Genomic DNA, 22,051 nt, shown 5'->3' with positions numbered 1-22,051 from the left:
CTCAGTTTTCCATGCATGAATTGCGAAGCCGCTGCTTGCGGCCTGTCGGGTGATAGGCGAAGTCGTCAACGATCTGGCCGCCGAGCAGGTGCTCTTTGATGATGCGGTCCACCGCATGTTCGGTGACGCCGCAGTAATAGGTGCCCTCGGGAAACACCTGCAGCACGGGCGCAAGATTGCATGGCCCAAGACAGGTGGATTTGGCTGTCATCGTGCCATCACCGATCACGCGCAGCTTCTGCCGCTCCTGCTGATTACGCAGATGGTTCCAGATCGCATCCGCGCCAGCGCTGTTGCAGCTTCCACCTTCGCAGACAAGAACACGCCGTTTTTGGGCCGGAACAAGCGAACCTTCAGGAGCAGCCCGTTTGGCGGGGGAAGCAGCCAGAATTTCAGAGTTTTCCATGAGGTTGTCGATCAGCGCCATCATCAGGGCACTCGACGCGATATCCCCAGCGATCGACAATTCCGGCCATCGCCGATCATCGGAGAGCTGCCAGCGGGCGAGGGATTTTTTCAGCCAGTTGGAAAAACTCGGCTCCATGGGCAGGACCAGCGGTACAATCAGCACGCTGTCCATCTGCGCATCGACCAGCGACTGCAACCCTTCGAATAGGGAAGGCGTGCCCTGCTCGGTTAAGGCATAATGAACGGTAAAATCCGGTTTTGCTTTGGCCAAACCTTCAGCAAGGCGGCGCATTTCCATATGCGGTGTGGCCGCAAATGCGGACTTGGCAATCAGCAGGATTGCCCGTCTGGATCGGTCTCTGGAAAGTTCCTCGTCCTTCATCACTGCCCTGTCTCGCACATGCGGAGGGGCAGCAAAAATGAAGACGCCTCGGCCAATAGCCGCAAGACATCATCATTCCTGTGGCACACCCCGACCACGGAATTTCTATATGTCAGGCAGGTCTCCTGGCTCGCGGGTCATCGCCCTTCATCCGTCTTCCCGGGCGTACCCAGTGACATGGTGGATGAAAAACTCGCCGCTCACAGTTGCGGGACAGCTCCGGTCTTACACCGGATTCCCTCTTAGCTTGCCTCTGGCGAGGCAAGAACCATAACGGCGATGAACCTACACTGTGCCAGCACGCTGTCAACCAGCCGAACTCGAGAACCGTCTCACTTGAATTTAATGTTATATCGTAACATTTCTATAGGAGAATGATATTGTGCTGTCTAGAGGGAAACCGAACAGCTGCGGACAATGGTTGGCAAGGCAATCTCCAAGACGGCATCTGACGACACTCATCGAGCCGGCGCGACCCGGCACATTGGCCTCAAATCATCACGTGCAATAATTCCCCATCAGCGGAACCTGTGCAGGCGCGCAGGGTCAATAGCTGGTATGATTTGCCTTGCTGGTCGGAAGGCGACCGGATTGGGAAAGCGTTGCGCAGAGCGCACGAAGATCCGGCTCTTCCAGATATGTTGCGGCCTCCTGCGGGGGGAGCCAGCGCCGCTGCCGGATATCGACTTCCGGAAACTGTTCCGCCTCCTTGCTGACATGCAGCGTATAAACGGCAACCGTCACCCATTGCTGCAATTCCGGCTTGAAATAGACGTAGCGGCCAATGGCCTTTTTTCCAACCTTGCCCATGACGCCGGCCTCTTCATAGGCCTCCCGCCGTGCACATTCGTGACGGGTTTCTCTTTTCTTGAGATTTCCCTTGGGGATGACCCACCGGCCGGTCCTTCGGCTGGTGATCAACAGAACAGACACATCGCCCGCCTCATCGAAGCGCCAGCAAACCGCACCACATTGCTGCGGTTTCTCAGTCGCTCGTTTCTCGGTCATCTCTGGCAATCGTGTTTCGGTCGGGGCCATGGGACGGTCCTGTTGAGTGGATCAGACAATCATGCAGATGCTCTTGTTGTGCGACCCTTGCGGCCCACCGCTTCGCCAAGCGATATGATCAGAACGCAGATAGCAATGAGAACAAGCGACGCGGCCGATGCGGCCGGAAGATCGTTGCCGGTTTCAGAAATCTTGCTGTAGAGGACAAGAGGCAGAATATTGACCTGCGTCCCGACCAGCGCCAGTGCGGTGCCATAGGCTCCAACGGCAACCGCAGAGGTCAGGCAGAAAGCCGCCACCAGACTTGGTGCGATTTGTGGCAACATCACATCGATCATGGCGCGGGGACCACTTGCCCCCAGAGAGCGGGCGGCAATCAGCTGGTTACGGTCAAAATTGCCAATGGCAGGCAGGACGATCAGCACGACACGCGGCACAAGATAATAGGAATAGGCAAGTCCGAGGCCAAAGGGTGAAAAGATGAACCCACCGACAACAGCCGGATCAAAGCCGAGTTCGGCCAAAAGAAGTGTCACGAAACCTGCGCGACCAAGCAGCAGAATGAAACCATAGGCAACAATCAACCCCGAAAACGTCAACGGCAGCGAGATCGCAATCAGCGCTGCGGTGCGCATCTTTGGCGCAAGACGTGACAGGGTCAGCGCAATACAGAAACCGACCATCAGAGAAAATAACGGCGCTGCCGTACCAAGGATCAGCGTGCCCTTCAGGCCATTCCAGACAACAGGATCATTGATGAGCCGCAAAAATGCACCGCCATCCCGCAAGGCGTCGGCCATGACAGTACCGACAGGAAGCAGGAAAAATAGTCCAAGCGTGATGCAACCCGGCAGAGCAAAGGCAACAAGTGCTTTTCTGGAAGCGCGAACGCCCATCAAAATTCTCCTATGACAAGCGTGATTTGCCTGACGTGACAAACCACACGTCGTTCTGCCAGCTCCGCTGACGGTGATACCGAAAACGGAACTGGCTTAGCTCGCGGAACAGGAATGCTTGCCGGCCCACCGGTTTTATCCAGCTGGTGGGAAGCATTCGCATCCGGTCATTACTGGCCGAGAACGGCCTTGGCCCAACCGGCGTCAATCTCTGCTTTCTTGGCAGTCGATTTGGCAATGTCGAGCGGCTGGATCTGTGCGGCAACCGGCATCTTGTCGGCAACGGCCTCCGGCATGGCGATGCCTTCAACCGACGGACGCACGTAACCTTCGGCAAAGATTTTCTGTCCTTCATCGCTCATGATGAAGTTGAGCCAGAGCTTGCCAGCATTGGGGTTCGGGCCATTCTTGACCAGCGAGATGGCGTAAGGTGCGGCGGCGGATGCCTCCTCGGGAATGACCACGTCAATGCTGTCAGCCATGCCGTCGGTGAATTTCGCCTTCAGGCCGTCATTTTCGTAACCGATCCAGATCGGGATTTCACCCTTGAGGAACTGGGCATATGGCGTGGTGCCGACGGTGCGCAGGACATTGCCAGCCTTGCTAAGCTTGCCAAGATATTCAATGCCTGGCGCGACATCATCCATCGAACCACCATTTCCGAAACTTGCGGCAAAGGTGACAACTTGGCCCTGGCCGGTCGAACGCGGATCCTGATACACGATCGCGTTCTTGTATTCCGGCTTCAAAAGATCAGCCCAAGTCTTCGGCACATTCTTGACGAGCTTGGTGTTCACCAGGAAGGCAACACTCAATGTGTGAACGGTAAACCACTCACCATTGGTTTCGCGAAGCTGCTGGGGAAGGCGGTCGAAATTGACCGGCTTGTAGCCTTCGACGACACCAGCCTTGGCAGCATCCAGCGCGGAAGCGGCAAAATAATAGGCGGTGTCAGCCTGTGGGCGGTTGCGGGACTTGTCCAGCGCCACAACGGTCGCGGCGGAGCCGAGATCGTTATAAACCATCTCGACACCAGGATAACGCTTCTGAAATGCCTTGAACTGGTTTGCCCAGTTGGCCCAGGTCGGACCTGTGTCGAAGGACACAACGAGGCCTTCCTTCTGGGCGGCCTCGTAAAGCGCCTTTTCACCCTCGTAAAGTTCTGCACCTTCAAAGGCCGAAGCGCTGTTGGCAAGACCGAAAGCCATAACACCGGCCATTACGGTCGTCATGAAATGCCGTCTGTTCATGGGAATACCTTTTGTTGAAATCAGTTGGCGGGAAGGAGACGAATGGCATCTGACGGAACCCGGACCGATGTCACGGCCTCCCGCAGATGGGTTTCGAGACGGACGATGCCGCCTGGAACATTGAGGTCGATCCGGCGGATCGGCCCGAGATAACGATCGGCAGCGACCGTGCCGGACAACACATCAGAGCTGCCCTGATCAGGATCGTTTGATGCCGGAACAATGCGTTCTGGACGCACGAACACGGTAACGGCGTCGCCCGGACGGTGGCCTGTCGTGTCGCAGGCCAGCGGCCCAATATCACTTGCGACCAAACCGTCGGCAGCAATCTTGCCGCCCCACAGGTTGGACTGGCCGACAAAACCGGCAACGTAAGCATCGGCAGGGGTCTCATAAAGTTCCCGTGGTGTGCCGAGCTGGATCAGCCGTCCATCGCGCATCACGGCAATCTTGTCGGCAATCGACAACGCCTCTTCCTGATCATGGGTCACAAGCAGTGTGGCGATGCCGGATGCACGTTGCACACGCAGGATTTCGTCACGCATTTCGACGCGCAAGCTCGCATCGAGTGCTGACAGCGGTTCATCCAGCAACAGGCCTTGCGGTTCAAAAACCAGTGCACGGGCAAGTGCCACACGCTGCTGCTGACCGCCCGACAGTGCCGATGGCAGATCGTCCACCCGGCTTTTCATGCCGACACGCCCAAGCATCTCAACGGCTCGCTGGCGTCTTTCAGCCTTGGCCACGCCACGGACCTTCAAGGGATAGGCGACATTTTCCCAAAGGCGCATATGCGGAAACAGCGCATAATTCTGAAACACCACGCCAAGTTTGCGTGCTTCCGGCGAGAGTGCGCTGACATCCCGGCCGTCAATAACGATGCGTCCCTGATCCGGACTGACGAAACCGGCCAGAAGTTTGAGGATGGTGGATTTGCCCGAACCGGAAGCCCCAATAATGGCCAGAAGCTCGCCCTTACCGATCTCAAGCGAGATATCGAAGATACCAGCCTTGGCACCAGGATAGGTGAAACTGACGTTTTCGTAGGTTAGCGTCATGCCGCTGCTTCTTTCTTGGTGGTGGACAATCGGGACGTGAGGCTGCTGGCAAGGGAGGCAAGCGTTGCAAGAATGAGCAGGACGATGGTGGCGGCACAGGCAAAACCGGTTGCCCCATAAAAGGCCTGCAGCAGAACGACCGGATAAGGTCGCGACAGGAACCCGGAAATCAGATTTGAAAGCTGGAACTCACCAATTGACAGTGCTGCCACCGTCAGCATCGAGGAAACGACACTTGGCCCCAGAAGAGGAAGAACGATATCGCGAATTCTGGTGAGGAATGGCGCACCAAGGGTGGCCGCCGCATGTTCAAATTCATCGAGCCGCAACTGCTCCATATCAGCCACCAGCGCAGTGACCGTATATGGCAGGGTGAGGACGAGATGTCCCGCAGCCAGCAGCCAGAAACTGCCAAGCCAGTGCAACTGGTCCGACGAAAATACGAGAATGAAACCGAAGGCGAGAACGAGGTCAGGCACAGCCACCGGAAGCAGCGTCACCAGACGCGCTGCAAAGCGAACTCCACCCTTTGCACCAACCTGAATGGCGTAGGCCAACGGCATGCCAATCAGAACGTTGAGCGCGCAGGTGATGCCAACAACCTGCAGACTGGTGACAAAGGCGCGGCGGAAGCTGGGGTCCGCCGCAACCTCCTCATACCACCGCCACGTAAAACCCGATGGCAGGAGCGTGTTGCTCCAGCTTTCTCCAAACGATCCCAATGCCAGCAATAGCACGGGAGCGAACAGAAAGAGACAATAGGCAATGGCGACAATGGGCACTTTGGCAGTCCGCTGGTTTGCGTGTTGCGTTTGAGTGCCTCTCTATTGTCTTTCGATGATAGTTTTATGACATATGGAAGAATTATTACATAACTTGCAAAATTCGCCGCGCGACGAGATCAAGCACGTCCTCGATCTCGGACAGCACAGGCACACCTTCGACATAGGGTGCGCCCGCCGTGGCAAGAACCAGGCGGTTGAACTGCAGACCGAGGGCCATTTCAGACAGGGTACCAACCCCGCCGCCCACAGCAATCAATGCAATACAGGCTCTGGCAATGATGGCATTGCGTGCCGGACCAATACCGGTGGCGATAGGGATACCAACGAATGGATTGGCCGCCTGCCATTCTTCATCCGGCAATATGCCAACAGGAAGCCCGCCATGGGCGGCATGGCCTTCACAAGCCGCTTCCATGACGCCGTTTTTGCCGCCACACAGCAATTGCAAACCATGATCCGCCATCGCCGCACCCAAGGCGTAAGCCACCTGCCGTTGTTGATCCGTTGCCTCACGCGGCCCGATGATACCAACCGGAACCCGCTTGAGCGCTCCGCTTTCAGCCAGTCTCTTGAGGGCTTCCAATGGTGTCACGGTTGGAGCGCTCTGGTCACTATCACTGTCCAGCCATATCAACCGGGATGGATCAAAAACTTTACCGGCGGTGCGAAGGCATTTTTGCCCCGCGTCCCACTGCAATGCAGGCATACTCGTCATAGCTCCTTAAATGAAACCGTACAAAAACGGTCGTCAAACTGTCATGTGCATGTAATATATGTGACATCGATGGAAGATTTATGACAAGAGATTTCATGCCCCAGTCCAGTGAGCTGACAGCCCGCCAGAAAGAGATTTTACAGACAGTTGGAGAGACCGGATATGCGACACTGGAAACGCTATCGCAGCGTTTCGACGTGTCTGTGCAGTCGATCAGGCGCGATATCATCCATCTCGACAAAATGCGGCTGCTACAGCGTTTCCATGGCGGTGCGGGACCGATGGATTCAACGGTTCGCCTTGGTTATGCCGAAAAAACCCTGCGCGCGACGGCGGCGAAGGAGCGAATTGGCGTGGCTGCGGCCGGGCTGGTGCCGGAAGGTTCCGTGGTTTTTCTCGATGTCGGAACGACGGTCGAGGCTGTCGCGGCAGCCCTGAAAGCACGTGACATCCGGCTGCATGCCTTTACCAATAGCCTTGCCTGCGCAATGTTGCTGGCGGCAGAGCCGAAAATCCAGTTGCATGTGTTTGGCGGGTCCTTGCGTGGTGCAGACGGCTCCCTGGTGGGGGCGACCACACTTGCTGGCATTGACGCCATCCATTTCGATTACGCCTTTATCGGCTTTTCCGGTTTTGCGGCGGATGGCTCGGCGCTCGATTACGATCTTGAAAAAATTGCCGTCAAACAGGCGGCAATGCGACGGTGCGAAACTGCCGTGCTGGTCGGCGACCAATCGAAATTCCACAGCAAGGCCGTTGCGACGATTGGGCGTGCAGACGAGTTTGTACATCTGGTCTGCGATGCGGCACCACCGGATTTTCTGGGGGCTGCCTTTCTCCAATCCAAACTGGATGTGGTTGTTTCGGACTGATGCCGGGCATCCATCAGGTCGTGCAGACAGGGAGACACATTTGCGTCGCCGCTGACCGATTGTCGTTGCTCAATCAACTCGACGACAAAACGGTGCCGTCGCCGCAGCGAGTTTCAGGGGGTGGCAAAGCCTAGTTTAGAGACGTTTCCACTGCTTCACCGACCTCATCAAAACTTCTGTCAATCGTAAGCTGTTCGCCATTGACGAAGAACGTTGGCGTGCCTGCCACCTTGAACTCTTCCTGCGCCTGTTTGGTGGCGGCATTCAACTGGTCGAAATAGGGCTGGTCGGCCACGGCCTTGTCAAAACCGGCCTTGTCGATGCCCAGTCCCTCAGCAATTGATCGCACCGCCTGTTCGGTGTCCTGCGCTGCGGCCAGTTCGTCAAACTTGTCCATATAGGTCGACACGGTCTCATCGAACTTGTCGGCACCTCGCGAATGCGCCAGCATGAAAATGACCGCATCCAGCGAGTTGCGCATGAACGGACGGTAGGCAATTTTCAGCCTGCCGGGGCCAACATACTTTTCCTGCAGCTTCGGCAGTTCATTGGCGTGGAAATCAACGCAGTGGCTGCAGGTTGGCGAGGAATAGACAATCAGCGATACCGGCGCGCTATCAGCACCGATATAGTTGTCTGGCAGCAGGCTTTTTGAAACGGCATCTTCAGTGCCTTGCGCCAATGCAGGAGCTGCCAGACCAACAGCAAGGCAGGCACCCAATATCAACCGACGCGAAATATGACCCGTTGTTATGCTCTTGTTCATCTGTCCTGACCTGCTTGAATATGACGTTTCCAAAACGTAACTTTGACCTGAAGTTGTGCGATGACGAAAGCCACTTGATACCCTTGTTCGACGGACTTTGGTCATAACATCACTTCGGGCCGAAAATCATGTCCAAAGCTCCGCCCTGCGGCATGCCCGCAACGCTGCCGATGGTGCCGTCATCCTTCTTGAAAACGATCGCCGGCGTGCCGTTAAAACCAAGGCTGGTCATCAGATCGGCATTGCTGTTGAGGCTGGCGGTCGATTTGTCACTGATCTTCGACAGGGCTTTGATGCCGCCGTTTTTGTGTTTCAGTTCATTTTCGGTCAGTGCCTCAGATGGCGACTTGGCCTCCAGAATAGCAGCTGCCTTGGCCGGAGAATCCTGCCTGATCACACCAACCATGATGTGGCGCAGTTGCACCTTACCGCTGTCGATCCATGGTCGTGCGGCCTGCCAGAACTTGTTGCAATAGGGGCAGTTGGGGTCGGTGAAGGTATAAACAATGCGCGGTGCATCGGCCTTACCGTCTGCCACCCAGGCGGATTGTTCCAGCTGTTTCCAGCCATCTTCCATGATCGGTTTTTCCGTCATTTCCTTCAGTTGCGTCTGGGCCATATCCTGACCGGAACCATCAACCAGCGTACCGACCACCACATGTTCATTGTCAGGCGTCAGATAGATGGCAAGCGGCTGTGAACCCGCCTTGGCGGCAAAGGCCCTCAGGCCGCCCGGCACCTTCATTTCACCGAGTATCTTGATGCCCTGACCCTCAATGGTGCGCAGTATTGGCGGTAGATCCGCCTTGTCTTCGGCACAAGCGGGCAGGGCGGACAACAGGCCAAGCGCACAGGTGACAGCGATGATGGGGCGGATAAGGGAGAAACGGGACATGGAGGTTACTTTCAAGATTTGGAGTATGGGGCGTGCGGCCAGTCATGGCTCAGGCACGCGCCAGTTTGATGGCGTCTTTCAGTGCCTTTTCACTGAGAACACCGGGATAGACGTCCTTGCCTATGACAAAGGACGGCGTGCCGACAAAATTGAAAGACATCGCCTGGCTGTAATTACGATCCAGCAATGCGGAGATCTTGCTGTTGTTTTCATTGACGGCGGCCGACAGCATTTCCATCGTCAGGCCCACACCGGCCAGTGCCTTTTCAACCTGATTTTGCGACAGGCGTCCTCTGGTTTTCATCAGCGCTTCCATGGCCGGTTCATAGTGGCCGATTTGCGCCGCACCCAGCACTGCCTGTGCGGCAAACACCGAGGCATCACCGAGGATCGGCCAGTCTTTCAGCACCAGCCGCACATCGCCATCCGCCGCCACCACCTTTTTCAAGGCCGCGTGCGAGCTTTTGCAATAGGGGCATTGATAGTCGAAATATTCGACCACCGTCACCGATCCCTTGGGGTTGCCAAGCACCGGTGCATCCTTGTCGAAGAATATCTCCTTCGTGCTCATTTGCGCAGCGGCGCTATCCCTTGCGCCAGGCAAAGTCAGAGCTGCGGCAGTCGCAAGCCCACCTGCCAAGACATCACGGCGTGACAACATCGGAATTCTCCTTCCGCGTTATGTGCTGATTTAAGTGCTGATAAAGTGTGTTCAAAGACTGTCCTCCCGTGCCTTGCGGGCCGAGGCTGCGAGATCACTGGCGGAAAATTCGCCGACCAGCCGGGTTGCCGCCGGTTCGCGGCGTTTGGCGTCCAGAAACACCATGGTCGGTGGACCGATAACCCCAAGCGCCGACAGCATGGCCTGTTTGTCGTCGTTAAGCTGCGTCAGGTCGAGACTGACAAGGTTGACCTTGCCAATCGCATCGACAACATCAGGACTGGTCAGCAGCGAGCGTTCAATGGTGCGGCAGGTCACGCACCAGTCTGCGGTGACATAGAGGAGCGTCGGTTCATTACCTGGTGTAGAGGCGATACGGTGTTTCAGTTCGGCCAGCGAGCCGACCTTGGCAAAGTCCGACTTCTCTATGCGGGCCACGCTCTGTGCGCCACCGCCTGACAGCAATGGCTTCAGCGGTGCCAGCGGATCATTCGCACCAAGGCCGAGACCGACAAATAGCAATGCCGCCCAGATGATCGATGCCAGACCTGTACTGCGCGAGATGACGCTGAAACCGGACCCGGTGGTGCCAGTTGCGGCGGTCAAGGCAAACACTCCGAAGGACAGCGCCAGCACGGCCCAGCCCAGCAACACGAGGGATTGCGGGAGAAGCGGTGTCGCCAGCCACAGCGCGGTTGCCAGAAACAGGAAACCGAAGATCTGGCGCACCTTTTCCATCCATAGGCCGGCCTTTGGCAGCGCCTTGCCGCTGGCTGTCGCCATGATCACCAGCGGAATGCCCTTGCCAAGCCCCAGCGCAAACAGCGCGGCCGCGCCAATGGTTATGTCACCGGTGCGGGCAATGTAAAGCAGCGCCCCGGCCAAAGGTGCCGTCACGCAAGGGCCAATCAACAGCGCCGAGGAAAACCCAAGCGCCATGGCGCCCGGCACTGTGCCGGCCCTTGTTTTGCCCTTGCTGAACCGCGCCGAGATAAAGGCCGGCAGCTGCAAATGGAACAGACCGAAATTCGACAGCGCCAGCACCACAAACAGAATGGCAATCGCCGCCACCGTGGTGGTGCTCTGCAAGGCAACCTGCAGGTTTTGCCCAGACCATGCCGCTGCCATGCCAAGCAGCCCGAAGGCGCAGGCCAGCGCCAGAACATAAGCCGATGACAGGGTAAAACCGCGCCGTGCTGTGAGGTTTTCACCCTCGCGGGCCAGCATGGCCGCGACGATCGGATACATGGGAAACACACAGGGCGTGAAGGCCAGCAGCACGCCAAACCCCAGAAACCCGGCCAGCAACAGGGCAACGCCGCCATCACTGAGCATACGGTCGATGGCGGTTTCGGCATGTTCATCCGCCAGTGTGAAGGCGAGGTCATCATCAGCGCGATCAATGGCATTACCGGTGCTGGCAGCGCTGGAAAAGGCGTTGGGGGCCTTGGCTGCGGCGGCAAATCCACCCTGTGAAAACAGGCCTTTGCCAGCGCCATCGCCCGCCAGCGACAAGGTCGCCATATCAACTGTCTTGGTGGTTGGCGGATAACACAGGCCATCCTCCTGGCAACCTTGATAGGTCAGGCGAAAAGTCTGTGGTGCGTTGAGCACCGAGGCTGTGGCGGTGGAATAATAAATCTCGGTCGAACCGAAGTTCGGATCATCCTTGACCTTGCCCGGCAGGGTCTGCAGGTCGAGCTTGTTACCGGCCGTGTCCTCGGCACTCAGATAGTCGCGGTACAGGTAATAACCGTCGTTGATGGTCCAGCGGATCACGGCGCGATTATCCGCTGCCTGCTCCACCGACACCTTGAAGGCCTGATCCATTTCAAGCGGTGTCTGCGTTGCCACGGCGGGCGAAACGACGCCAGCCAGTGTCATGCCGACCAGCGTCAGCATCGCAAACGTGAACGCTACTATGCGCATCCGCCATGTCCTTTCGTCTACATTTTGTTATCAGGACTGATCCGACCGGTAGCTTAAGGCAGCCTTAAGGTGAAAATCGGACTAAAAATCCGGACGAAATGTTGAACAGACCGCTTGCGGAGACGTGACTTGCGAATTCTTGTTGTCGAAGATGACCCGATCCTGCTGGATGGCCTGCGCGAAGGCCTCAAACTCAGCGGTTTTGTCGCCGATGGCGTAACCACGGTTGCCGATGCCACCGAGGCGCTGGAAACCGGCCGTTTTGACGCCGTTGTGCTCGACAGGATGTTGCCGGATGGGTCGGGGCTGGATGTGCTGCGCGGCATTCGACATCTGGGCAATCGCATTCCCGTGCTGCTGTTGACCGCCAAGGACGAGGTGGGCGACCGCATTGACGGGCTGGATGCTGGCGCCGATGACTATATCGGCAAACCCTTTGATCTGGATGAGGTCGCCGCACGCCTGCGCGCCATTACCCGCCGCTCTAGCGGCCGCGCCAGTGCCGAGATCAGCCTGCGTGGCCTGACCCTTGATCCGGCCTCGATGCTGGTGCGCCGCGCCGAGGTGGAGATTGGCCTGTCGCGCCGCGAATTTTCCATTCTGCATGCCCTGATGGAAAGCCCGCAGGCCATCCATTCCAAACAGGCGCTGGAAGAGCGGCTTTATGGTTGGCAGGAGGATGTCGAGAGCAACACCATCGAGGTGCATGTGCACAAGCTGCGCGCCAAGCTCGGCACATCGGTCATCGAGACGGTGCGCGGCGTCGGTTACCGGCTGGGGATGGGGTGATGCGCTCGATACGTCTTCGGCTGTTTGCCATCCTGCTGGCCACCACCGGTGCCGTGTGGCTGTTTGCGGTGCTGTGGACCTATTTCAGCGTGCAGCATCAGGTGGAACGGGTACTGGATGCACGGTTGATGGAAGCCGCCCGCATGGTCAGTTCACTGATCACCGATCACCATATCGATGTGGCCGCCGCTATCGACGACACCAAGGCAAGCGATGCTTTAGGCTCTCCCGACGCGCCCTTTGATGTGCAGGGCGATTACCGGCGGCAGCTATCCTGCCAGATCTGGTCGTTGCAGGGCAAGCTGGTCAGCCGCTCGGCCAGTGCGCCGGATGATGCGCTGACCGACAACACCAGCGGTTTCAGCGAAACGACGGTGGACGGTGTACGCTGGCGGGTATTTGCCGTGGTCAATACCAGTCTGAATGTCCGGGTGCTGATCGGTGACAGTCTTGAAATTCGCGACCGGCTGGTGGCCGATGTGGTCAAGGGCCAGCTGGTGCCGGCGGTGGCCATGTTGCCCATCTTGGCACTTCTGATCTGGTTCAGTGTCGGCAAGGGGTTGGGGCCTCTCAACCGCATCGCCGCCCTGCTGGGCATGCGCAATGCTGACGAGCTGCATGCCATAGAACAGAAGGATGCGCCAAGCGAAATCAAGCCGCTGCTCAAGTCGCTGAACTCGCTGTTTTTGCGGGTTGAGGAAGCGCGTGAGCGCGAAAAATCCTTCATCGCCTATGCCGCCCATGAGTTGAAGACACCGCTGGCGGGTCTGAAAACCCAGGCTCAGGTGGCGTTGAAAAGCCATGAGGAGGACGTCAGAAACAAGGCGCTGGCGCATATCTCGACCAGCGTCGATAGAACCGGCCGCCTTGTGCGCCAGCTGATTGACCTTGCTTCGGTCGATTCCGTCGACCGTGGTGACGAGGCTGAGGTAGCGCGTCTTGACCGGGTGCTGGAGGACATACGATGCGACCTCGAAGGATTAAGCAGCAAACGTTCGGTGTCACTGGAATTTGACCTGCCAGAGCAACAGGACGTGGTGGTCCGGAATATCAACCTGCTGCGTCTGGCGCTGCGCAATGTGATTGAAAATGCCATTCAATATGCGCCGCAGGGCACCAAAGTCACCATCCGCTTTCGAACCACGGACGCCGGCATGCAGATCGAAGTCATCGATCGCGGGCAGGGCATTGCCGTGGAAGATCAGGCCAGTGTGCGGGAACGCTTCAAGCGCGGCCACGCCCCAACAGCTGATGGCAGTGGCCTTGGTCTGGCCATTGTCGACATGGCCATGAAAAAGCTGGGCGGCAGGCTGGATTTCCGTGACATGACAGCTGGCTTCGTGGTCGTTTTGACACTGCCGGGCGAATGAAGCTGTTCACAGCTGCGTTAGTTCTATCAATCTTAAGGCAGTGTTAAGGTGAGGGCGTCAGCCAAGCGTGGAAAGTTCCAATCCGCATTAGGCAGGCCCCCATGATTCGTGTTTTCTTCTCTCCTCGCAAGGCGTTGGCGATTGCGCTGCTCCTGTTGCTGTCGGCATGTGCCAGCACGGGTGATGGCAGTACCGCCCCCACGCCACAGCTCGTCAAGCAACGCGCCGAAAACGACACAATCAAGTCTGTTGGCACCGACCCGGCGCAAATGTATGGCGCCAAAACCGATGGCGGTTTTGAGATTCCCGCCATCGATGTGCAGAAGCTGAACCCGCAATATGTGCGTCAGGTCGTCAGCTACCCATCGGAAGAAAAAACCGGCACCATCATTGTCGATCAGAAGAGCCGCTTCCTCTACCTGATCCAGCCCGGCAACAAGGCTATCCGTTACGCCGTTGGCGTTGGCCCGGTGGCACGCTCCTTTGATGGCGGCGAGGCCATCATTGCCAGAAAGGCCGCATGGCCGCGCTGGATCCCGACCCCTGACATGGTCAAGAGAAACCCCGCCCATTACGGCCCGCACAAGGACGGCGTGGATGGCGGTCCGAAAAACCCGATGGGTGCACGCGCGCTTTACATGCACAAGGACAACAGGGACACCTATTACCGCGTCCACGGCACCAATGATCCAAGCTCCATCGGCAAGGGCGTGTCTGCCGGCTGCATCCGCATGATGAACCAGGACGTGATGGACCTCTATGAGCGCGTCACGCCGGGCGCCAAGATCATCGTAAAGGGCTAAAAGCGGCCTCTTGCCGTCGAGCCTCACTTGTGGCGGTGAGGCTAGTTCAGCGCGACCGAGTTGAACCTGGACCAGACCTGACCGGGGATAACGTCGTTGATCCCCGAGACGATACGCTGCAACCGCTGCGGATTGGTGGTTCCCAGCATTGCCGAGGTTACCGCCGTGTTCGACAGCGGGAACTGCAAGGCAGCGCTTTCCAGGCTGATATGTTCCTCATCGGCAATGCCCTGCGCCATCTTGGCGCAGGCAACCAGCGGATCATCATCATAGGGCCTGTCACGCGCCAGCAGTGTTCCGCCATTAAGGATCCCGCCAATGATAAGCGGTGTCGCCATCCGTTCGCAGACACCCAGCAGCCGCGTGCCGGCAGTGCGGTCGATCAAGGTATATTTGCCGGATAACATGACACAATCGAGCTTGACCCGATGCATGATGTCGAGACAGACACCGACATCATTGACGCCGATGCCAAAGGCCGAAATGTTGCCATTGGATTTGAGCTCTTCAAGCGCCCGCATGCCGCTTTCCAGAAAACGTGGCAAATGCCGGCGATATTCGGCGATACCGAGCGTCGACACCTCGATATCATCCGCCAGAAGCAGGTCGATCGATGACAGGCCAAGCCGTGCCAGGCTGAATTCGAACGAGCGCATCACACCGTCATAGGTGTAATCATAGGCGATATCGAACGGCATGGTGTTGACCGCTGCGCCGGGCACTGGCGCGAGGATTTTACCGACCTTGGTGGAGAGGACATAGGATGATCTTTCCTTTGTCCGCAGGAAATCACCGAGCCGTCGCTCTGAAAGGCCAAGACCGTAACCGGGTGCCGTATCGAAATAGCGGATACCGGCATCCCAGGCTGTATCGAGAATGGTCTGGCAATCCTCGGATTGTTTGAGATCGCCAATGCGGCCACAGCCATATCCAACCTGAGAAAGGTTCAGCGGCGAGGTACCAAGTTGACGAAATTCCATTAATAAGCGATCCAGCATCCGGTGTTGCAAACGGCTTTATGCCGCACTGCAATTGTTGAACCGGGTGCGGGGCACAAAGTCAACCGGATGCGGTGACATCACTGCGCCTGAACGATCCCCCTTATGCTTTCTGCCACTTGGGTATCCGGTTTTCCAACTAGGCTCTCCGTGAAACTTACCAAGGTTTAATGCTGCGGATAGCGAACGGTAATCCGCGTTCGTCTAATGTCTGTCCCATGGTCACGAAACAAGGCGCGACCATTTAAAAAGGATCAGGACCATGACGACTAGAATACACACATTCGTCACCACCGGACTGGTCGCCTTGACGATTGCTGGTACGGCATTCGCCACCGCCTCCCAGGCTGAAGCCCGCAATAATTTCGGCCGCGGTCTCGTTGCCGGACTAGCTGGCGCCGTTGTCGGCGGCGCCTTGCTTGCCAATTCTCATCATGCACCGGTTTACGGTGTGCCAGCCTATGGCGCAGCGCCCTATGGCCCACCTCCCATGGCATACGGACCACCGCTGCCTGTCGCTCACTACCCAACCTGCCATGTTGTTTGGCAGCAAAATGCATGGGGCGACATGTACCGGGCCCGCGTCTGCGACTAGGCCGTTAGCCCCCCGCAGCAACCCTCAGAGAAATGAACCCATCCCTGCCTGTCGTGACAGGCGGACACGCCTTTGTGCGTTCAATTATTCGAAGCCCGTTATTCGGAAGAGAGTGAGTACGATCATGTCAAACATCATTCAGAGAAATCGCATCCTGGCCCTTTTGGGGGCCGCCATCATCGCAGTGCCGCTGGCAACTCCAGTCATTCTGGGCAGCAATGCAGCATTCGCGGCACCGTCGTCATCCACACCTGTCGTCAGCGGCATCGTCGCCCCGGCAGGCTCATTCGCCTCCATCGTTTCAGCCGACAAACCCGCTGTTGTCACCGTCACCACGACGATGAAGGCAGAAGCAGTCGCTTCGGACGAAACATCCCCCTTTGGTGAAAACTCGCCCTTCAATGAACAGTTCAAGCAGTTCTTCGGTCAGCAGGGCATTCCCATGCCCCACCAGGCACCGCAACAACGGCAATCCCAGCGTTCGCAGGCTCTGGGCTCAGGTTTTGTCATTTCGTCAGATGGTTACATCGTGACCAACAATCACGTTATCGACAATGCGCTCGACATCAAGGTCACGCTGGATGATGGAACGGAATTGCCTGCCAAACTGATTGGCGCTGATCCCAAGTCTGACCTCGCCGTCCTGAAAATCGAAACAAAGACGCCACTTGCAACCGTTGCCTGGGGCGACTCCGACAAGTTGAAGCTCGGCGACCAGATCCTTGCCATCGGCAATCCCTTCGGCATCGGCACCACGGTAACGGCTGGCATCGTCTCGGCACGCGGTCGTGACCTGCATTCTGGTCCTTATGATGACTTCATCCAGATTGATGCACCGATCAACCATGGCAATTCCGGTGGCCCGCTCGTCAACAGCGATGGCAATGTCGTTGGCGTCAACACCGCCATCTAGTCCCCCAATGGCGGCAGCGTTGGCGTCGGTTTCGCCATTCCATCCGATCAGGCCCAGCGGGTCGTGGCTAAACTGATGAAGGACGGCTCGATCGAACACGGCTTCATCGGTGTCCAGATCCAACCTGTCTCGGCAGATATCGCCAATGCGATTGGCCTCGACAAGGCTGAAGGTGCTTTGGTTGCTGGGGTCAGCAATGACACCCCAGCCGCAAAGGCTGGTGTCGAGACCGGCGACGTGATCACGGCCCTGGGTGGCAAGACCATCTCCACACCACGCGACCTGTCACGTATGGTTGCAGACATGACACCCGGCTCGAAGGAAAATCTGACGGTCTGGCGGCAGGGCGCAACCAAGGACCTGCAACTGACCATCGGCCAGAATGGCCAGGACCAGCAGCAGGCATCCACGGAACAGGACAAAACAGGTCCGGCAGCGCAAAAACTTCCGACCATTGGCATTGGTCTGGCTGACGTCAACGATCAGATGCGCCAGGCGTTGAACCTACCTGAAACGGAAAGCGGTGCCGTCATTGCAAGCGTTGCGCCTGACAAGCCCGCAGCAGAGGCCGGCTTGCAGCCTGGCGACCTGATTGTCTCGGTTAACCAACATGCGGTTAAAACGGCACAGGAAGCAAAAATGGCTGTCGCAAATGCCGGCAAAAGTGGCCGCAAGGCTGTTCTGCTGCTCATCGAACGCGGTGGTGATCAGAGCTTTGTAACCGTTCCGTTTGCGGTTGGCTGATCAACACGAAAACGAGACATCCGGCCTTGCGCTCATCAGAGTGCAAGGCCGTTTTTTTATCTGCATTGCTGGGTATCCTATTCAGGCAAAAGTGCCGACGATATCCTCAAGCAATTTCTGCAGGGATGCAGTCGAGCCAAACGGCCACCTCGGATTGGCGGCAAGATGCACATTGCCTTGCGCGACAACTGGCAAGATTGGCCACAGCGCCGCGTCAGCCAGTTCCTGTGGCAACTGTTCTGCCAGCATGAACAATGCGCTGTCACCGTCGAGTGTGGCCAGACCTTCAAGATCAATCGTCGTGAAGCCAAAGGGTTGCGGTGACATATCCAAGGCGGCAGTAAAACCGATTTTGTTCAGCAACATCGATATGGCCGCATTGGGCGCAAACACACGAAGCCTGGGAACGCCGGGCAATGGCTGCGCCACCAGCAGTTTTCGGCCCGCAATCTTCTGGCTGGATTTGGCTTTCAACATCTCGACAGCGCGGTCGAACTGGCCAAGCAAAACGTCAGCCTCATTTTTCAGGGAAAGAGCCGTTCCGGCTTGGCCAACGCTGCGGTAAACCGCTGCAAGCATGTCTGCATCGCCATCCTGATCATCGATCAGGTGGGTTGGAGCTATGTCTCCCAGCGCAGAAGCAAGGGATGCATGGCGAAAACGCGACGACAAAATCAGATCAGGTTCAAGTTTCCGGATGGCTTCAAGGCTCGGCTGCTGGCGTCGCCCGACATCAACGGCACCGTCCAGCTTGTTGTTTTCGATATTCACCCAAGTCCGGTAACCGGAAGGTTCCGCGCAGCCGACAGGCGAAATGCCGAGTGAAAGCGCAATTTCCGTAGAGGTCCATTCAAGCGTGACCACACGTTTTGCCGGCGCGGCAACAAGCAGATCAGGTGTGGCAGCCAAAGCCGCCACACCTGCTATAAAGCTTCGTCTTTGAATTTCGATTACCACTTCACGCTCACGGTACCCACCACGGTTCGTCCCTGACCGTAGTAGCACTGCGTGGTGGTGTTGCAACCGGCCACATAGTCCTTATCGGCAAGGTTATATCCATTGAGCTGGAATGAATAACGATCATGTTCATACCGCGCAAAGGCATCGACCAGTGTGTAACCAGACACGAAAAAGGTATTGTTGGTATCTCCCGCCGTTTTGCCAATATGGCGGGCGCCGGCACCAATGGTCAGCTTGCCATCCCAGGCGTCCGGCATCGGCACATCATAGCTGACGAATATCGACTGCTGCTGTTTCGGCACCGTATATGGCAGCTTGCCAACCTGTGTCGCCGTCTGACTGCGCGTCACCTCCGGGTCCTGCCAGCTGGCGGCGGCCGTCACATTCAAGCGGTCCCAAAGGGTGGCATTGGCTTCAAGCTCGATACCACGAACCCGCACCTCGTCGGTTTGATAATATTCGCCCGAAATGCGTTGAACGACATTCTGCTGCGTCGCTTCGAAACCGGACAACGTCACATTGTAGTCTTCACCCTCCGGTGCATATTTGACACCAATTTCCTTCAGTTCACCGGTCGTCGGTTTCAGTGGCTTCGGTGCCAACGTGAGAACTGGGGAGAACGATGTCGAATAGACCGCATAAGGAATGAAGCCATTGTCAAAGACATAAGCAGCACCAACGCGACCGGTAAAGGCGTTGTAATCGCGGCGCTGCTGCGTGAGCACGTCAGGGGTGCCATATGCAATGCTATCGGAATCATTGGTTACGAAGTCCTGACGTCCACCAATCGTCAGACGGAAACGATCAAGCTCAATCTGATCCTGCAGATAGATGCCAGCCTGTTTCTGCGTCTGATCAAGATGTGTCTTGATAGGAGCAGACGTCACACCGATGTTGTAGATCGGGTTAAAAATGTTGAGGTTATATGCAGTGCCGGTCTTCGTTCCGGTATCATTGACGAGATTTTGCCACTGCAGATCGACACCACCCAACAGCGTGTGGCTGACTGGGCCCGTATCAAACTTGTACTCAAGATTGGTGTCGAGGGCGATGGCATTGAGCGTCGGTTGCGCATTGTAAACCGTACGTGCAAGCGTAGTCGGGGAGGCGGCAAAGCCAGTGGCATAGAGGTTCTGGTAGTTCACATCGAGATAGGAATAACGGAAATTCTGTCGCAACGTGAGATCATCGTTGAAGGCATGCTCCAGACGGTAACCGATATATGCGGTTTCCTTGTCGTAGATTGCCAATGATGGGTCACCATCGGAAAAATTACGCGGGATCGTCAGTCCAAGACTGTTTGGATAGACACTGCCAAGCGCCGGAATAAGCGACGGTACCTGGCCGGCATCATCCTTCATGTAAGCACCATAGACGGTGATGCTGGTATCTTCGTCAGGCGACCATTTCACCGTAGGGCTGATCGCGATGCGGTCATTCTTGCCGAAATCATTCATCGTGTCGCTGTCACGCACAACACCTTCAACACGATAGGTCAGGTCTGATCCGCTGCCGAGCGGACCTGTGGTGTCGAAGCCGACTTCCTTCTGCTTGAAGCTGCCGAACCTGACATAGGCTTCGCCACCGGCCTGATCAGAAGGATCCTTGCTGATCATGTTGACGACACCACCGACATTCGTCTGGCCGAACAGGGCAGAGCTCGGTCCACGCAGCACTTCGACGCGATTCAGGAAATAGGGTTCTACACGAAAACCTGCATAACCGCCGGTCTGGTTGGCAATCTGCGGAACGCGCAGACCGTCGAGATAGAGGTCAGCACTGAAACCACGAATGGTGAAATAGTCCGAACGCGGATCATTACCATATCGCTGGCCATTGACGTTGGAACTGTAGAGCAGACTGTCGGCGACCGTCTGCACGGCGCGGTCTGTCATCGCACCACGGGTGATGACTGAAATGGACTGAGGCGTCTCGGCAATCGGTGTCGTCGTTTTGGTCGCCGAGGCAGAGTCCTTTGCGACGTAACCGCGCTGTTCAACACGCGCCCCTTTCACGGGCGCTTTCCCATCGATGACGATAGGCGCAAGCTGCAGTGAGGCGTCGGCATTCTGCGCCAATGCCACTCCAGACCCGCCGACAAGCGAGCCCATGGCGACACCGGACATCATCCAAAACCGAATACGCGCAGCGCGACGGGTCAATATATTGCGAGGCGTATGAATGATGTTTTGCATTGCGACGAACCTGTGATGCGAGTACTGGCGGAGGCGGGGAGTATCCGGGCAATTTCCGCTCTATCTCGAAGCCCCGCCAAATTCGGCGCATAACTAGACTTTTTTAATCATCATTGTCAGGTCAAAATTGGTCTTTCGTGGGCCATTTATCGGCCTGATTGGATTGTTTTGGCGAAATAGTCTTCATTGGGCCATATTTTCTTTTTGAAAAACCGGATCGCTGCGACTATTGCTTCGGCTCATCGCAGTGTCACCGAATTGCCGGTCATCAAATTGCTGTGCATTTGGAGCTGAAATGACAGAGCAGCATAAAGCCGCAGACCTTCAAAACGTGCCAAGGCCGGTTACCGCAATGGCCCGCATCTACGATAAAAGCGTCGATTTCGGCTGGCACAGCCACCGCCGTGGTCAATTGCTGCAAATTATCGACGGTTTCATGACCGCACGTACCGCCGACAGCTCGTTCATCATTCCAAGCGGTTACGGGCTGCTGATCACCCCTGACATCCCGCATGCGGTGAGGTCGCATGGCCGCGTTTCCATGCAGTCGCTGTATATCGAACCGGACCCCGGTGTTACCCTGCCATGGGAGCCGGCTCGGGTCATCGAAACATCGGTGCTGTTATCGGCTGCTGTCAGTGCCTTTCTCGAACAACCGACCCTCTATGATGAAAAGGGGCGCGGCGGACACCTCGCGGCCTTGATCCTCGATGAAATCGCCCATGCGCAGGAAGGGCCGTTTGCCCTGCCGATGCCCGTGGACAAAAGGCTGCAACGGCTATGCCGCGACCTCTCGGAAACGCCGTCAATCGATCTCGACATTGACCACTGGGCGGATGATCTCGGCATGAGCCGCCGCACCATGACCCGCAAATTCCGCAGCCAGACGGGCATGAGCTTTGCCGAATGGCGGCGACGCCTTCGCATGGCACATGTGATGCGCAGGCAGGCGGAAGGGGCGCGACTGGATGAAGCCGCCGCCGATGTCGGTTATCGCAGCCTCTCTTCACTTCGAAAAGCCATGCGCGAGGTCGCGGTGTGAACGACCAAGTGGGCAAC

Annotated in this window: 20 protein-coding genes, 1 pseudogene and 1 riboswitch; of the genes and pseudogenes, 7 read left to right on the top strand and 14 right to left on the bottom strand. The window is 57.0% G+C overall.

The genetic code is table 11. The annotated features are described in order from the left end of the window. Position 1 precedes the first annotated feature (1 nt). The 7 genes from RT613_RS08915 to RT613_RS08885 all read right to left on the bottom strand — a co-directional run bounded on the left by RT613_RS08915 (position 2) and on the right by RT613_RS08885 (position 6,493). Positions 2-790 carry a (2Fe-2S) ferredoxin domain-containing protein gene (locus RT613_RS08915; protein WP_313614670.1) on the bottom strand — a complete coding sequence of 263 codons (789 nt, stop codon included), beginning with the start codon at positions 788-790 and terminating at the stop codon, positions 2-4. 97 nt (positions 791-887) lie between these two features. Next, positions 888-1,078, bottom strand: a riboswitch (cobalamin riboswitch). A gap of 258 nt (positions 1,079-1,336) precedes the next feature. After that, positions 1,337-1,828 carry an NUDIX hydrolase gene (locus RT613_RS08910; RefSeq protein WP_313614668.1) on the bottom strand — a complete coding sequence of 164 codons (492 nt, stop codon included), beginning with the start codon at positions 1,826-1,828 and terminating at the stop codon, positions 1,337-1,339. 29 nt (positions 1,829-1,857) lie between these two features. Continuing rightward, on the bottom strand, positions 1,858-2,694 hold the full coding sequence (locus RT613_RS08905; RefSeq protein WP_313614667.1) for an ABC transporter permease subunit: 837 nt from the start codon (positions 2,692-2,694) through the stop codon (positions 1,858-1,860). A gap of 170 nt (positions 2,695-2,864) precedes the next feature. After that, the gene (locus RT613_RS08900; protein ID WP_313614665.1) at positions 2,865-3,926 is read right to left on the bottom strand and encodes an extracellular solute-binding protein; all 1,062 of its coding nucleotides are present in this window, start codon (positions 3,924-3,926) and stop codon (positions 2,865-2,867) included. A 38-nt stretch (positions 3,927-3,964) separates the two neighbouring features. Then, entirely contained in the window at positions 3,965-5,002 is a 1,038-nt protein-coding gene (locus RT613_RS08895; protein WP_313614663.1) for an ABC transporter ATP-binding protein, read from the bottom strand. Further along, entirely contained in the window at positions 4,999-5,784 is a 786-nt protein-coding gene (locus tag RT613_RS08890) for an ABC transporter permease (RefSeq protein WP_313614661.1), read from the bottom strand. The genes RT613_RS08895 and RT613_RS08890 overlap by 4 nt, the downstream gene beginning before the upstream one ends. Positions 5,785-5,869: 85 nt before the next feature. After that, on the bottom strand, positions 5,870-6,493 hold the full coding sequence (locus RT613_RS08885) for a TIGR00725 family protein (RefSeq protein WP_313614660.1): 624 nt from the start codon (positions 6,491-6,493) through the stop codon (positions 5,870-5,872). Between the two features lie 104 nt (positions 6,494-6,597). Between RT613_RS08885 and RT613_RS08880 the strand changes: the two genes are divergently transcribed. Continuing rightward, on the top strand, positions 6,598-7,374 hold the full coding sequence (locus RT613_RS08880; RefSeq protein ID WP_313614658.1) for a DeoR/GlpR family DNA-binding transcription regulator: 777 nt from the start codon (positions 6,598-6,600) through the stop codon (positions 7,372-7,374). 130 nt (positions 7,375-7,504) lie between these two features. Here the strand turns inward: RT613_RS08880 and RT613_RS08875 are convergent, their stop codons facing one another. From RT613_RS08875 to dsbD, 4 genes are all read right to left on the bottom strand, one after another. Then, entirely contained in the window at positions 7,505-8,140 is a 636-nt protein-coding gene (locus tag RT613_RS08875) for a thioredoxin domain-containing protein (RefSeq protein ID WP_313614657.1), read from the bottom strand. Between the two features lie 109 nt (positions 8,141-8,249). Continuing rightward, positions 8,250-9,035 (bottom strand): thiol:disulfide interchange protein DsbG, encoded by a 786-nt coding sequence (dsbG, locus tag RT613_RS08870; RefSeq protein ID WP_313614655.1) that lies wholly within the window; start codon positions 9,033-9,035, stop codon positions 8,250-8,252. A gap of 49 nt (positions 9,036-9,084) precedes the next feature. Beyond that, positions 9,085-9,696 (bottom strand): DsbA family protein, encoded by a 612-nt coding sequence (locus tag RT613_RS08865; RefSeq protein WP_313614653.1) that lies wholly within the window; start codon positions 9,694-9,696, stop codon positions 9,085-9,087. Between the two features lie 51 nt (positions 9,697-9,747). Then, on the bottom strand, positions 9,748-11,625 hold the full coding sequence (gene dsbD / locus RT613_RS08860; protein ID WP_313614651.1) for a protein-disulfide reductase DsbD: 1,878 nt from the start codon (positions 11,623-11,625) through the stop codon (positions 9,748-9,750). A gap of 129 nt (positions 11,626-11,754) precedes the next feature. Here dsbD and RT613_RS08855 point away from each other — a divergent pair, with 129 nt between their 5' ends. The 3 genes from RT613_RS08855 to RT613_RS08845 all read left to right on the top strand — a co-directional run bounded on the left by RT613_RS08855 (position 11,755) and on the right by RT613_RS08845 (position 14,587). Further along, positions 11,755-12,414: a response regulator transcription factor gene (locus RT613_RS08855; protein ID WP_313614649.1), complete on the top strand. Its 660-nt coding sequence runs from the start codon at positions 11,755-11,757 to the stop codon at positions 12,412-12,414. Then, positions 12,414-13,784, top strand: coding sequence for an ATP-binding protein (locus RT613_RS08850; RefSeq protein ID WP_313614647.1), 1,371 nt, complete (start codon positions 12,414-12,416; stop codon positions 13,782-13,784). The genes RT613_RS08855 and RT613_RS08850 overlap by 1 nt, the downstream gene beginning before the upstream one ends. A gap of 101 nt (positions 13,785-13,885) precedes the next feature. Beyond that, the gene (locus RT613_RS08845) at positions 13,886-14,587 is read left to right on the top strand and encodes a L,D-transpeptidase (RefSeq protein WP_313614645.1); all 702 of its coding nucleotides are present in this window, start codon (positions 13,886-13,888) and stop codon (positions 14,585-14,587) included. A gap of 41 nt (positions 14,588-14,628) precedes the next feature. Here the strand turns inward: RT613_RS08845 and RT613_RS08840 are convergent, their stop codons facing one another. Next, positions 14,629-15,567: an aldo/keto reductase gene (locus RT613_RS08840; RefSeq protein WP_313614643.1), complete on the bottom strand. Its 939-nt coding sequence runs from the start codon at positions 15,565-15,567 to the stop codon at positions 14,629-14,631. A 280-nt stretch (positions 15,568-15,847) separates the two neighbouring features. Here RT613_RS08840 and RT613_RS08835 point away from each other — a divergent pair, with 280 nt between their 5' ends. Continuing rightward, positions 15,848-16,180: a hypothetical protein gene (locus RT613_RS08835; RefSeq protein WP_313614641.1), complete on the top strand. Its 333-nt coding sequence runs from the start codon at positions 15,848-15,850 to the stop codon at positions 16,178-16,180. 124 nt (positions 16,181-16,304) lie between these two features. Beyond that, positions 16,305-17,837 (top strand): annotated as a pseudogene (locus RT613_RS08830) (DegQ family serine endoprotease). 81 nt (positions 17,838-17,918) lie between these two features. Here the strand turns inward: RT613_RS08830 and RT613_RS08825 are convergent. Continuing rightward, on the bottom strand, positions 17,919-18,794 hold the full coding sequence (locus RT613_RS08825) for an iron-siderophore ABC transporter substrate-binding protein (RefSeq protein ID WP_313614639.1): 876 nt from the start codon (positions 18,792-18,794) through the stop codon (positions 17,919-17,921). After that, entirely contained in the window at positions 18,788-20,992 is a 2,205-nt protein-coding gene (locus RT613_RS08820) for a TonB-dependent siderophore receptor (protein ID WP_313614637.1), read from the bottom strand. The genes RT613_RS08825 and RT613_RS08820 overlap by 7 nt, the downstream gene beginning before the upstream one ends. A gap of 295 nt (positions 20,993-21,287) precedes the next feature. Between RT613_RS08820 and RT613_RS08815 the strand changes: the two genes are divergently transcribed. Next, positions 21,288-22,034 carry a helix-turn-helix transcriptional regulator gene (locus RT613_RS08815; RefSeq protein ID WP_313614636.1) on the top strand — a complete coding sequence of 249 codons (747 nt, stop codon included), beginning with the start codon at positions 21,288-21,290 and terminating at the stop codon, positions 22,032-22,034. Positions 22,035-22,051: the final 17 nt, after the last annotated feature.

This window comes from Agrobacterium sp. (genome assembly GCF_032092815.1).
Lineage (GTDB): Bacteria > Pseudomonadota > Alphaproteobacteria > Rhizobiales > Rhizobiaceae > Agrobacterium.
This window is presented reverse-complemented; position numbering and strand designations above follow the sequence as displayed.